The sequence below is a fragment of the Frankia sp. KB5 genome (assembly GCF_002099325.1).
GTDB lineage: Bacteria > Actinomycetota > Actinomycetes > Frankiales > Frankiaceae > Frankia > Frankia casuarinae.
This window is the reverse complement of the sequence record NZ_MRUJ01000266.1, coordinates 1-13,038: the sequence shown is the minus strand read 5'-3', so window position 1 is coordinate 13,038 and position 13,038 is coordinate 1. Positions and strand designations below refer to the sequence as shown.

Genomic DNA, 13,038 nt, shown 5'->3' with positions numbered 1-13,038 from the left:
CCAGATTGATCAGGTGCTGCACCGCCGTACGGGCACCGCCGACGTCATCGACCCGCACGCTGGGGAAACCGGGCACGCTCGCGCCGACCAGAACACCTGGTATGTTAAGCGCTTGTAGGGAGCGCATCTCCATCAGYGTGAGAGGTGGACACGGGACGAGTACCGCATCGACCCGCTTACGCAGCGGCAGCGCATCGAAGGGGCCCGAGTCGTCCCCGGGGTTGTACAGCAACAGATCCAGCCCGGCCTCCCGCAGCACCGCCTCGGCCCCCCTGAGGACCTGGAGGAAAACCCAGCCGGTCAGATCCGCGATCACCCCGATCGTGCGCGTGTGCCCGCTGGCCAGCCGGGACGCCTGCGGCGACGCCACGTACTCCAGCTGCGCGGCAGCCTCCCGCACCCGTCGTCGGGTGCTTTCGGCGACGTAGGGTAGTCCACGCAACGCCCGCGACACCGTCGCCGTGGAGACGCCCGCCAACGCGGCCACCTCCTCGATGCTGCCGCCCATCCCGGATTCCTCCTCAGCGCCCGACCTCCCGCCGGAACCCATCAGGCGGCCAATCCACCAGGCGCCCGGCCCTACAGCGTTTGCAAGCGAGCCTACCTCAACGTGCGCAAGCGTTCACGAAACCGTTGATCTTCGGGGACTTCTTCCGGGTCCGTACATGGGGGGTCAGCTCGCCATGCCTGCCAAGGTTCGGGTGAGACACTCACACGGGTGCGGTTGGCTACCGGTCGGGGACAGCTCTCGGCCGTAGMAGGTTGTCGATGTAGTGCTCGCGGACGGCCCGGTGCGCGGGCGCACCGGGYCTGTCCAGCACAATGCTCGCGCGGCTTGTCCGGACAACTGCGCCGCCTGAAACACGCAAGGCTGCCTAGGCGAACATGGCAAACAGTTGTTCCCAACGAACCTGTTTCTCACGAACCACCCGGCGTAGCCACACCGCGAGCGGTTCGACAGCAACGGCGGCGGCCTGACCAGGCCCGCGTCGACGTCGTGTGGCGTGTGGGTGCAAGCGCCTGTCACCGGCGTACAAACCCTCGCCGTTTACCGTGCCTACACTTTGGATCACACTCGATTCGACAGGTGAGGTTCGACAGCACCCCCCACAGACCCCTGGAGGCCAGCGATGTTGGTGCCTTTCGGCGCACGTGATTTCCTTGATCGAGCGGTCACGGTGTATGGCAGACGTGTCGGTGTCGTGGACGAACCGGACCAGCCCGCCCAGCCGTGGCCGGACCTGACCTACGCCCGCCTGGGTGAGACCGCCCGTGCGCAGGCGGCGGGCCTGGACGCCTTAGGCGTGGGCCACGGTGAGCGCGTCGCGATCGTGTCGCATAACAGTGCCCGCCTGCTCGCGTCGTTCTTCGGTGTCAGCGGGTACGGCCGGGTGCTCGTCCCGGTGAACTTCCGTCTCTCGCCGGAGGAGGTCAGCTACATCGTCGAGCACTCCGGCTCCGAGGTGCTGCTCATCGACCCCGAGCTGGAGGAGAAGCTCTCCGGCGTGACCGCGAAGCAGAAGTTCGTGCTGGGCGCCGAGAGTGACGCCGAGCTCTACCGCTTCGACGCCGAGCCCACGCCGTGGGAGCCGGATGAGAACGCCACCGCCACGGTCAACTACACCAGCGGTACGACCGCGCGCCCCAAGGGCGTGCAGATCACCCACCGCAACATCTGGGTCAACGCGGTCACCTTCGCGCTGCACGCCGGTGTCACCGATCGCGACGTCTACCTGCACACGCTGCCGATGTTCCACGCCAATGGCTGGGGCATGCCGTTCGGCATGACCGGTCTCGGCGTCCAGCAGGTGGTGCTGCGCAAGATCGACGGCCCGGAGATCCTGCGCCGCGTGGAGCAGCACGGCGTCACCGTGATGTGCGCCGCGCCGGCTGTGGTCAACGCCGTGCTCGACGCCGTCCGGGACTGGGACGGCGAGGTCCCCGGCCGCGACCGCGTGCGGGTCATCTGCGCGGGTGCTCCGCCGCCCACCAAGACGGTCCAACGGGTCGAGGAGGAGCTCGGCTGGGAGTTCATCCAGATTTACGGCCTCACCGAGACCTCGCCGCTGCTCACGATCAACCGTTCCCGCGTGGAGTGGGACGACCTGCCGCCCGAGGATCGCGCGGGCAAGCTCGTCCGTGCGGGTGCGCCCGCTCTGGGTGTCACGCTCAAGCTCTCAGACTCCGGTGAGGTGCTGRCTCGCTCCAACGTGATCTTGGCGGGCTACTGGGAGCGGCCGCAGGAGTCGGCCGGGGCCCTGGCGGGCGGCTGGTTCCACACCGGTGACGGCGGCGTGATCGACGACGAGGGCTACCTGACGATCAGTGACCGCAAGAAGGATGTGATCATTACCGGCGGTGAGAACGTCTCGTCGATCCAGGTCGAGGACTGCCTGTTCGGCCACCCGGCAGTGGCCGAGGTCGCGGTGATCGGCGTGCCCGACGAGAAGTGGGGTGAGGCGATCAAAGCGCTGGTCGTGCTCGCCGAGGGCCGGACGGCGACCGAGGCGGAGCTGATCAAGCACTGCAAGGAGCGGCTCGCCTCCTACAAGGCGCCCACCTCGGTGGAGTTCCGCGACCAGCTTGCCCGCACCGCCACCGGCAAGCTGCAGAAGTTCAAGCTGCGCGCCCCGTACTGGGAGGGCCACGAGCGCCAGGTCGACTGATCCGACCGGAGCGGATCCGTCCCGTGGACGGCACCCGAGGCACCGCGCCGACCGATCCGGCACCTTACCGGTACTCTACATAGAGTGACGAATGTGGTGCGTATGGTGAGTGTGAATCGGATGCCCGGTGCGGGGGACTGTGATAAAACCTAGATGCACAATTCAAGATTATCGGATGGGCTAATATCGGGCTACCGGGCGATTCCTGTGATCGGGCGGTTGCGACAGGTGGAGACCCTTGGTATGGGGGTGCGGGGGTCGCGCGGACGGAGGACGAAGCCTCGGTTCCGCGTCGATGTCCCTGTCCGCCGGGTGTTCGTCCGTTCATCGAAATCCGGCCTGTGAGAGATGTGGGGTAGTGGTGTCGCTGCGTTCGCGCCGGTCGTGTCTGGCCGTTCCCGGCTCGTCGCCGAAGATGCTGGGCAAGGCCCAGGGGTTGCCGGCCGATCAGGTGTTCTGTGACCTGGAGGACTCGGTCGCTCCTGGCGCGAAGGAGTCGGCGCGGGCGAACGTGGTCGCGGCGCTGAACGAGGGCGCCTGGGCGGGGAAGACCCGGGTGGTGCGGGTCAACGACCTGACCACGCGCTGGACCTACCGCGACGTGATCGAGGTAGTGGAGGGCGCGGGGGCGAACCTGGACTGCGTGATGCTGCCGAAGGTGCAGTCGGCGGAGCAGGTGGCGTGGCTGGACCTGCTGCTCACCCAGATCGAGAAGGTCATGGGGTTCGAGGTGGGCCGGATCGGGATCGAGGCGCAGATCGAGAATGCGCTGGGGCTGTCGAACGTCAAGGAGATCGCGTTCGCGAGCCCGCGGATCGAGACGATCATCTTCGGCCCGGCGGATTTCATGGCGTCGGTGAACATGCCGTCGCTGGTGGTGGGAGCACTCAGTCCGGACTATCCGGGTGACCCATTTCACTACGTGCTGTTCAAGATTCTCGAGGCCGCGCGCGCCCGCGGGGTGCAGGCGATCGACGGGCCGTTTCTGCAGATCCGTGATGTGGACGGATTCCGGGCGGTGGCGGGCAGGTCCGCGGCGCTCGGGTTCGACGGCAAGTGGGTGCTGCACCCGGGCCAGATCGAGGCGGCCAACGAGATCTACGCGCCCCGGCAGGCCGACTATGACCATGCCGAGCTGATCCTGGAGGCCTATGCCTGGCACACCTCGGCCGCGGGCGGTCTGACCGGTGCGGTGATGCTCGGCGACGAGATGATCGACGAGGCGAGCCGGAAGATGGCCGAGGTCGTCGCGGGCAAGGGCCGCGCCGCGGGGATGCAGCGTACGGTGAAGTTCGAACCACCGGTCGGCTGAATCCGTCCGAGTMGGGGCGGATCGGCGCGCCGGCACCCGGCGCGTGGCCATGATGAAACCATCCCGCTGCCTGAGTGCGTTTCTGCTCTCCCCTCAGGCATCGGGGGCAGCGACAGGAGCGGAACATGGGCAGGATCGCGCAGACCGACGGTCTGACCGAAGTGCAGCGGGACATCCTTGCGGTGGTACGGACCTTCGTCGACAAGGAGATTCTTCCCCATGCGAACGACCTCGAGCATCGGGATGAGTATCCCGAGGACATCATCGAGGCGATGAAGGAGATGGGCCTGTTCGGCATCACCATCCCGGAGGAGTACGGCGGGCTCGGCGAGTCCCTGCTGACCTACGCGCTCGTCGTGGAGGAGATCGCCCGCGGCTGGATGAGTGTCTCCGGGGTCATCAACACCCACTTCATCGTCGCCTACCTGATCCTCCAGCACGGCTCGGAGGAGCAGAAACGGCGGCTGCTCCCGGTCATGGCCACCGGCGAGCTCCGCGGGGCGTTCTCGATGAGCGAACCGGGCTGTGGCTCCGACGTTTCCGCGATCACCACCCGGGCCGACCGGGACGGCGATGAATACGTGCTCAACGGCCAGAAGATGTGGCTGACGAACGGCGCCCGCGCCGGCGTCGTCGCCACCCTGGTCAAGACCGACGAGGGTGCCCAGTCGGTCTACCGGAACATGACGACGTTTCTCCTGGAGAAGGAACCTGGGTTCCGGACACACGGCGGGATCACCATCCCGGGAAAGCTGGAGAAACTCGGGTACAAGGGGGTCGAGACCACCGAGATGGTGCTGGCCGACCATCGGGTGCCCGCGTCGGCGATCCTCGGCGGCGAGGCCGGCCGGGGCCAGGGCTTCTACCAGATGATGGACGGCGTGGAGGTCGGCCGGGTCAACGTCGCCGCGCGGGCCTGCGGGATCATGATCCGGGCGTTTGAGCTGGGTATCGCCTACGCTCAGCAGCGGCGGACGTTCGGCCGGCCCATCGCGGAGCATCAGGCCATCGCGTTCAAGCTCGCCGAGATGGCGACCAAGGTGGAGGCCGGGCATCTGATGATGGTCAGCGCCGCCCGCAGGAAGGACGACGGGCAGCGCAACGACGTCGAGGCCGGGATGGCCAAGTACCTTGCCAGCGAGTACTGCCACGAGGTGACGACCGAGGCTTTCCGGATCCACGGCGGCTACGGCTACTCCAAGGAGTACGAGATCGAGCGCCTGTACCGGGAGGCCCCCTTCATGCTCATCGGAGAGGGGACCTCCGAGGTACAGAAGCGCATCATCAGCCGGGCATTGCTGAAGGAGTACCAGCTTCCGGGCTGAGGGGCCGGTGCGTCTCTGACGAGTTGAGTATGCTGTGATCAGGTGAGGGAGTTCCAAATGCAGTTCGGGCGTTACTTCGAGGAGTTCGAGGTAGGTGCGGTTTACAAGCACTGGCCGGGCAAGACGGTCACCGAGTACGACGACCATCTCTTCTGCCTGCTCACGATGAACCATCATCCGTTGCACCTGGACTCTCATTTCGCCGAGGAGACCACTCAGTTCAAACGGAACGTCGTCGTCGGGAACTACGTTTACTCCCTGCTGCTGGGAATGTCGGTGGCCGACGTATCCGGGAAGGCGATCGCCAACCTGGAAGTCGAGTCGTTACGGCACGTGAAGCCGGTGTTCCACGGTGACACGATCTACGGCGAGTCCACCGTCCTGGACAAGGTCGAGTCGAAGAGCAAGGACGACCGCGGGATCGTCACCGTCGAAACCCGCGGTTACAACCAGGACGGCGTCCTTGTCTGCATCTACCGCCGCAAGGTCATGGTGCCCAAGCGGGCCTACGGCGAGGCACGCGGCGGCGAGCAGCCTGGCCGGCCGGAACCCCGGACGGAAGGCTGAGATGGCGGGCGCGGGCCGGGCGGAGCCGAAGCGGGACCGTCCGTGGATCATCCGCACCTATGCCGGGCATTCGAGCCCGGCCGAGAGTAACGCGCTGTATCGGCGCAATCTGGCCAAGGGGCAGACCGGGTTGTCGGTGGCGTTCGATCTGCCCACGCAGACGGGCTATGACCCCGATCACGCCCTTGCCCGTGGCGAGGTGGGCAGGGTAGGGGTGCCGATCGCGCATCTCGGTGACATGCGGCGGTTGTTCGACGGGATTCCGCTGGCGCGGATGAACACGTCGATGACGATCAACGCCACCGCGATGTGGCTGCTGGCGTTGTACCAGGTGGTCGCGGAGGAGCAGGGGGCCGATCCGGCGGAGCTGGCCGGGACGACCCAGAACGACATCATCAAGGAGTATCTGTCGCGGGGGACCTATGTCTTCCCGCCGGGTCCGTCGCTGCGCCTGATCACCGACCTGATCGCCTACACGGTGGCCGAGTTGCCCCGCTGGAACCCGATCAACATCTGCAGTTATCACCTGCAGGAGGCCGGGGCCACGCCGGTTCAGGAACTGGCCTATTCCATGTGCACGGCGATCGCGGTGCTCGATGCCGTGGCCGCCGCGCGGGGGATCCCGGTGGGCCGGGCTGACGCGGGCCGGGCTGGCGCGGTCCGGGCTGGCGCGGACCGCGGGGAGCTGGAGCGGGCGGATTCGGAGTGGATGGGTGAGGTGTGTGGTCGGATCTCCTTCTTCGTCAACGCCGGAGAGCGTTTCGTGGAGGAGATGTGCAAGATGCGGGCGTTCACGGCGTTGTGGGATGAGCTGCTGACCTCCCGGTACGGGGTTCGGGAGCCGGCGCAGCGCCGGTTCCGGTACGGGGTGCAGGTCAACTCGCTGGGRCTGACCGAGGCCCAGCCGGAGAACAACATCATCCGAATTGTGCTGGAGGCGCTGGGGGTAACCCTGTCGAAGGACGCGCGGTGTCGGGCGTTGCAGCTGCCGGCCTGGAACGAGGCGCTGGGCCTGCCCCGGCCGTGGGACCAGCAGTGGTCGCTGCGCATTCAGCAGATCCTCGCTCATGAGACCGATCTGCTGGAGTATGACGATCTGTTCGCCGGTTCGGTCGTGGTGGAGAAGCGGGTCGATCAGCTCGTGGCCGCGGCCAGGGCGGAGATCGACCGGGTTCAGGAGATGGGGGGCGCCGTCGCCGCGGTCGAGAGCGGCTATATGAAGTCGCAGCTGGTGACGTCCCAGGCGGCGCGGCGGGCTCGCATCGAGAGCGGTGAGGATGTTGTCGTCGGGGTGAACCGGTTCACCGAGACCGAGCCGAATCCGCTGCTCGCCGATCTTTCCGCCGCGATCCAGACGGTCGATCCGGCGCTGGAGGAGGCGACCCGCGCGGAGCTGGCGGCCTGGCGGGCCGCCCGCGACGACCGGGCGGTGACGGAGGCGCTGCTCGGCCTGCGGACGGCGGCCGGGACGGACGCGAACCTGGTTCCCGCCACGCTGGCCTGCGCCCGGGCCGGGGTCACGACGGGGGAGTGGGGGGACACGCTGCGGGAGGTGTTCGGGGAGTACCGGGCACCGACGGGGGTCGGCGAGGCCACCGTCGCCGGTGGTGGCGGGGCCGCCCTCGACGAGCTGCGGGCCCGGGTGGCGCGCACGGGGTCCGAGCTGGGCCGTCCGGTGAAGATGCTGGTCGGTAAGCCCGGTCTCGACGGGCATTCCAACGGCGCCGAGCAGATCGCGCTGCGGGCCCGTGACGCCGGTTTCGAGGTCGTCTACCAGGGGATCCGGCTGACGCCGGCGCAGATCGTGGCCGGGGCCGTCGAGGAGGACGTGCACGTCGTCGGGCTGTCGGTGCTCTCCGGTTCCCATCTCGACCTGGTGCCCCAGGTGCTGACGGGGCTGGGGGCGGCCGGGGCGGGTGAGATCCCCGTCATCGTGGGCGGCATCATCCCCGCGGCGGACGCGGACGAGCTCGCCCGACTCGGGGTGGCCGCGGTGTTCACGCCCAAGGACTACGAGCTCACCGCCATCATCCGGGGCATCCTCGACGTCGTACGGGCCGCCAACAAGCTCGATCAGTGAGCTCGATCAGTGAGCTCGATCACCGAGCTCGATTGGTGAGCTCGATTAGTGAGGTGGCCGTGACGGTTGGGGATGGTACCCGGGTGGGCTCGTCGATCGAGTCGGTGACCGAACTCGTCACCGCCGCCGTCGCGGGCAACCGCCGCGCGGTGGCGAGGCTCATCTCCATGGTCGAGGACGGTTCGCCGTACCTGCAGCGAACCGAGCAGCTGCTGATGCCTCGCACCGGGGGCGCGCAGGTGATCGGCCTCACCGGGGCGCCGGGGGTCGGCAAGTCCACCTCCACCTCCGCGCTGGTGGGCGCCTATCGGGCTGCGGGCCGGCGGGTCGGCGTGCTGGCCGTCGACCCCTCGTCCCCGTTCACCGGCGGCGCGCTGCTCGGCGACCGGATCCGGATGGTCGAGCACGCCACCGATCCGGGCGTCTTCATCCGCTCGCTGGCGACGCGCGGAAGTCTCGGCGGCCTGTCGACCGCCACGCCCCAGGCCCTGCGGGTTCTCGACGCCGTCGGGTTCGACGTCGTCCTGATCGAGACCGTCGGGGTGGGACAGGCCGAGGTGGACATCGCCGCCCTGGCGGACACCACGCTCGTCCTGGTCGCCCCAGGGATGGGGGACGGCGTCCAGGCCGCCAAGGCGGGCGTTCTGGAGATCGCCGACGTGCTGGTGGTCAACAAGGCCGACCGGCCGGGTGCGGACCGGACGGTCAACGAGCTCACCGCCATGCTCCGGATGGGCGGTGCCGGCCGCGGGGAGGACGACCGGCGTCCGCAGGTCGTGCGGACGGTCGCCGCCACCGGGCAGGGGGTGGCCGAGCTCGTCGAATCGATCGAGGCCCATCGGGACTGGCTGCTGCGCACGGGGCAGCTGCAGCGCCGACGGCGTCGGCGCGCGGTCGACGAGATCTCGCGGATCGCCTTCGCCCGGCTGCGGGAGCGGATCGGGGACCTGCGGCCCGGAGCCGCGATCGACCAGCTCGCCGACGAGGTCGTCGCCGGCGGACTCGACCCCCACACCGCGGCCGATCGTCTCCTCGACGAGGCACTCGCCGCTCAGGCCGCCGTTGGCCTGGCCGCCGGTCACACCGGTGCGGTGAAACCGACCAGGTAACCGCGGTCGTGGCAGCAGCGGCAGGGGTCGATCACCAGCACGGTCCGGACCTGACCGGCCCGGAAGCCCGCCACATGAGACACCGTGCGGCATCGACCATGGCAGGTCGGGCAAATGGTGTTCGGCTTGGCGTCCACGTGACGGTACCTTCCCGGGATGACGGGACATAACCTCGGGGCGGCCTCCGTACCTCGGGGCACCCCCGTACCTCGGGGCACGCGGTGTCGGGCGAGTTCACGTTCTCGGGTCGAAGGCCGAGACGGCGGCCAGCTGCTCGAACAGCGCGCGTTCCCGGGCGGTCAGGGCCGGCGGCACCGCCACGCGCACCTCGGCGTGCAGGTCGCCGGGCGGGCCGGTGGGGTTGGGTAGGCCGGCGCCGCGTAGGCGCAGCCGCCGGCCGCTGGACGATCCTGCCGGGACGCGCACCTTGATCTCGCCGCCGGGGGTGGTGACCGGGACCCGGGCGCCCAGGGCGGCCTCCCAGGGGGTGACCGGCAGCGGGACGTTGATGTCTCGTCCGGACAGCCGGTAATACGGATGCGGCGCGATCTTCACGTGTAGGTAGAGGTCGCCGGGCTGGCCGTGCCTGCTGCCGCGGCCGCCTTGRCCGGCCAGCCGGACGCGCTGGCCTTCGACCACCCCCCGCGGGATGGTGACCTGGTAGCTGCGTGGGCTCCCGCCGGGGCCGGCGAGGGTGATCTGACGCCGCCCGCCCCGGTAGGCCTCCTCGACGGTCAGCTCGAGCTCGGCTTCCTGGTCGGCGCCGGGGATCGGCCCGGTCGCGCCGTGGGCCCCGAACAGATCACCGAACAGGTCACCGAAGATGCTCCCGCCGAGGCCCGCGCCACCGGGGCCGGCGCGTCCGAAACCCCTGTCGGCGAAGTCTGCGAAGTCGGTGCCATCGGCGAAGTCGGCGCCGCCGAAGCTCGGTTCGGCCCGGACCCGGCCGGTGCGGCTCCAGCCCCGGCCGGCCTGGCCGAAGTCCGGCCCGGCGGTCACCCGTCCGTCGTAGTCCTCGGGGATGCGCCGGAAGTCCGCGCCGAACCGGTCGTAGCGCGCCCGCGTCTTCGGGTCGGACAGCACGCGGTACGCCTCACCGATCTCCTTGAACCGCTCCTCCGCCTCCGGGCCGCGGTTGACGTCGGGGTGGTAACGGCGGGCGAGGCGGCGGTAGGCCTGCTGGATCTCCTCGGCGCTCGCGCCCCGGCCGACACCGAGAAGCTGGTAGTAGTCCTGGGCCACGGCCGGTCACTCCGCGGGCCCGCCGGTGCCGCCCGGGTCCGGGCCGATCTCGCCTGGTTGCCGGGCGCCGCCGGGCGGTTCGCCCGGAGGGCGGCTGACGGCGACTCCGGCGGGGCGTAGCTGCCGTCCGGTGTCGCCGTAGCCGGGGCGGATCACGGCCACCACCGTGCCGGCTGGGACGTTCGGTTCCTCGACGGCGGCCAGCGCCTCGTGCCGGGTCGGATCGAACGGCACCCCGACCTCGTCGTGGCGCGGGTAGCCGAGCCRGGCCAGCACGTCCACGGCCTGGTCCCGGACCGTCCGGACACCCGCCACGAGCGAGGTGGGGTCGGCGTCGGCGTGGGTGAGCGCGAGGTCGAGATGGTCGAGGACCGGCAGCCAGGCGGCCGCCGCGTGGGCCCGTTCGGCCGCCCGATCCCGCTCCAGCTCCCGGACGGTCCGTTTACGCAGGTTGTCCAGGTCGGCGGCGGCCCGCCGCCACCGGTCGGTCAGCTTGTCCACCTGCATGGCGAGCGCCACACTGTCCAGGACCGTCTCGGTCGGGAGATCGTCCGCGCCGACGGGGCCGGCGTGGGCGGTGGCCTCTCCGCTACTCCGGTCCACGGTCTGGTCGGTGGTCTGGTCGGCGCCGTGGCCGGTCCGGTCTGGGCGCTGTTCGCGCGGCATGTCGTTCGCCATCATGGGTCGGTCTCGGTTGGCATGGGTCAGCCCCGGTCGAACTCGGCGTCTACCACGTCGTCGCCGTCAGGGCTGCCGCCGCCAGGGGTGCCGCCGCCAGGTGGTGGCTGTGGGCCGCCCGGGGCGGTGTCGGTCGGGCTGCCGCYGGTTCCCTCGGTGGGGGCGGCCTGGCCGGTTCGGGCGGCGGCCAGGCCGTGGTAGATCTGTTGGAGATCCGAGGTCAGGGCGCGGACCCGGTCCACCGGAGCCTCCTCTTTGATGGCCTGGCGGGCGTCGGCGACCAGCAGGTCGGCGCGGGCCTTCTCGTGGGGCGGGGCGGCGTCACCGAGTTCGGCCAGCAGCCGTTCGACGCGGTAGGCGACCGAGTCCAGCTCGTTGCGGGCGTCGATTGCGGCGCGTAGCGCCTGGTCGGTGGTGCGGTTACGCTCCGCCTCGGTGATCATCCGTTCGACCTCCTCCTTGGGGAGGTTGGAGGTCTCACTGATCGTGATCGACTGCTGGGCTCCGGTGTCCTTGTCGCGGGCGGTGACGTTGAGGATGCCGTTGGCGTCGATGTCGAAGGTGACCTCGACCTGCGGTTCGCCGCGGGGCGCCGGGCGGATGTTTTCCAGGCGGAAGCGGCCGAGTACCCGGTTGTCGGCGGCGCGTTCGCGTTCGCCCTGCAGTACCACGATGTCCACGGCCGGCTGGTTGTCCTCCGCGGTGGAGAACACCTCGGAGCGTCGCACCGGGATCGTGGTGTTGCGTTCGACGATTTTCGTCATCAGGCCGCCGCGGGTCTCCACCCCGAGGGAGAGCGGGGTGACGTCGAGCAGGAGCACGTCGGAGACTTCGCCCTTGAGCACCCCGGCCTGGATCGCCGCGCCCAGGGCGACGACCTCGTCGGGGTTGACGCTCATGTTCGGTTCCTTGCCGCCGGTCAGCCGCCGGACCAGTGCCTGCACCGCGGGCATCCGGGTGGCGCCGCCGACGAGGATCACCTCGTCGAGGTCGTCGGCACTGATCTTGGAGTCCTCCATCGCCTGGCGGACCGGTCCCATGGTCCGTTCGACCAGGTCGGCGGTGATCTGTTCGAAGGTGGAGCGCATGACCGTGGCGGTCAGGTGCCGCGGCCCGGTGGCGTCGGCGGTGATGAACGGCAGGTTCACCTGGGTCTGGGTGACCGCGCTCAGTTCGACCTTGGCCTTCTCCGCGGCCTCGAACAGCCGTTGCAGTGCCTGGGGGTCCCGGCGCAGGTCGATGCCCTGTTCCCGGTGGAACCCGTCGGCGAGGTAGTCGACCAGCCGGCGGTCGAAGTCGTCCCCGCCCAGGTGGCTGTCCCCGGCCGTGGCCCGGACCTCGACCACCCCGTCGCCGACGTCGAGGATGCTCACGTCGAACGTGCCGCCGCCGAGATCGAAGACCAGGACGGTCTCGTGGCCCTTCTTGTCCAGCCCGTACGCCAATGCGGCGGCGGTCGGCTCGTTGATGATCCGCAGCACGTTCAGGCCGGCGATCCGGCCGGCGTCCTTCGTCGCGGTGCGCTGCGCGTCGTTGAAGTAGGCCGGCACCGTGATGACCGCTTCGGTGACCTTCTCGCCCAGGTTCCGCCCAGCGTCGTCGGCCAGCTTGCGCAGCACCAGCGCGCTGATCTCCTCCGGCGCGTAGAGCTTGTCCCGGATTCTGAACCGGGCGGCGCCCTCCGGGCCCGGGACGACGTCGAAGGCGACCGCTTTGGCCTCCTCGGTCACCTCGTCATAGCGGCGGCCGATGAACCGCTTGGCCGAGTAGATCGTGCCCTTCGGGTTCAGGATCGCCTGCCGTCGCGCCAGCTGCCCGACCAGGCGTTCACCGCTCTCGGTGAACGCCACCACCGACGGTGTCGTCCGCGCACCCTCCGCGTTCGGGATGACCCTCGGCTCGCCACCCTCCCAGGCGGCGATCACCGAATTGGTCGTCCCCAGATCAATGCCGACTGCCTGTACGTATTCGGAAATCCCGTTGGGGCATGATCGTGGGCGGCGTGACCGTGGGGCACTCCGCTGGGGTCTCGGGGGTCGGGGTCAGCCGGGAGGCTGTT

General features: G+C 69.4%; 10 protein-coding genes. 6 read left to right on the top strand and 4 right to left on the bottom strand.

Going from position 1 to position 13,038, the window contains the following annotated elements:
- On the bottom strand, nucleotides 1-508 hold a 508-nt coding region (locus tag KBI5_RS21650; protein WP_035733381.1), incomplete at its 3' end, for a LacI family DNA-binding transcriptional regulator.
- A 622-nt stretch (nucleotides 509-1,130) separates the two neighbouring features.
- Here KBI5_RS21650 and KBI5_RS21645 point away from each other — a divergent pair.
- The 6 genes from KBI5_RS21645 (at nucleotide 1,131) to meaB (ending at nucleotide 9,059) form a co-directional block, all read left to right on the top strand.
- Nucleotides 1,131-2,666 (top strand): AMP-binding protein, encoded by a 1,536-nt coding sequence (locus tag KBI5_RS21645; protein WP_085016282.1) that lies wholly within the window; start codon nucleotides 1,131-1,133, stop codon nucleotides 2,664-2,666.
- 361 nt (nucleotides 2,667-3,027) lie between these two features.
- Nucleotides 3,028-3,978, top strand: coding sequence for a CoA ester lyase (locus tag KBI5_RS21640; protein WP_035912474.1), 951 nt, complete (start codon nucleotides 3,028-3,030; stop codon nucleotides 3,976-3,978).
- Nucleotides 3,979-4,103: 125 nt separating this feature from the next.
- Nucleotides 4,104-5,303 (top strand): acyl-CoA dehydrogenase family protein, encoded by a 1,200-nt coding sequence (locus tag KBI5_RS21635; protein ID WP_085016281.1) that lies wholly within the window; start codon nucleotides 4,104-4,106, stop codon nucleotides 5,301-5,303.
- A gap of 57 nt (nucleotides 5,304-5,360) precedes the next feature.
- Nucleotides 5,361-5,870, top strand: coding sequence for a MaoC family dehydratase (locus tag KBI5_RS21630; RefSeq protein WP_011436585.1), 510 nt, complete (start codon nucleotides 5,361-5,363; stop codon nucleotides 5,868-5,870).
- Between the two features lies 1 nt (nucleotide 5,871).
- The gene (locus KBI5_RS21625) at nucleotides 5,872-7,950 is read left to right on the top strand and encodes a protein meaA (RefSeq protein WP_043591990.1); all 2,079 of its coding nucleotides are present in this window, start codon (nucleotides 5,872-5,874) and stop codon (nucleotides 7,948-7,950) included.
- An 83-nt stretch (nucleotides 7,951-8,033) separates the two neighbouring features.
- Entirely contained in the window at nucleotides 8,034-9,059 is a 1,026-nt protein-coding gene (gene meaB, locus KBI5_RS21620; protein WP_011436587.1) for a methylmalonyl Co-A mutase-associated GTPase MeaB, read from the top strand.
- Nucleotides 9,060-9,293: 234 nt separating this feature from the next.
- On the opposite strand, the gene KBI5_RS21615 is transcribed toward meaB, so the two are convergent.
- Genes KBI5_RS21615 through dnaK form a run of 3 tightly spaced genes read right to left on the bottom strand, consistent with a single transcriptional unit; the run spans nucleotide 9,294 to nucleotide 12,955 of the window.
- Nucleotides 9,294-10,301, bottom strand: a complete 1,008-nt coding sequence (locus tag KBI5_RS21615; protein WP_011436588.1) for a DnaJ C-terminal domain-containing protein — start codon at nucleotides 10,299-10,301, stop codon at nucleotides 9,294-9,296.
- Between the two features lie 6 nt (nucleotides 10,302-10,307).
- A complete protein-coding gene (locus KBI5_RS21610; protein ID WP_241883088.1) occupies nucleotides 10,308-10,967 on the bottom strand; it encodes a nucleotide exchange factor GrpE in 660 nt (219 codons plus the stop codon).
- A 38-nt stretch (nucleotides 10,968-11,005) separates the two neighbouring features.
- Nucleotides 11,006-12,955 carry a molecular chaperone DnaK gene (gene dnaK, locus KBI5_RS21605; RefSeq protein ID WP_085016279.1) on the bottom strand — a complete coding sequence of 650 codons (1,950 nt, stop codon included), beginning with the start codon at nucleotides 12,953-12,955 and terminating at the stop codon, nucleotides 11,006-11,008.
- Nucleotides 12,956-13,038: the final 83 nt, after the last annotated feature.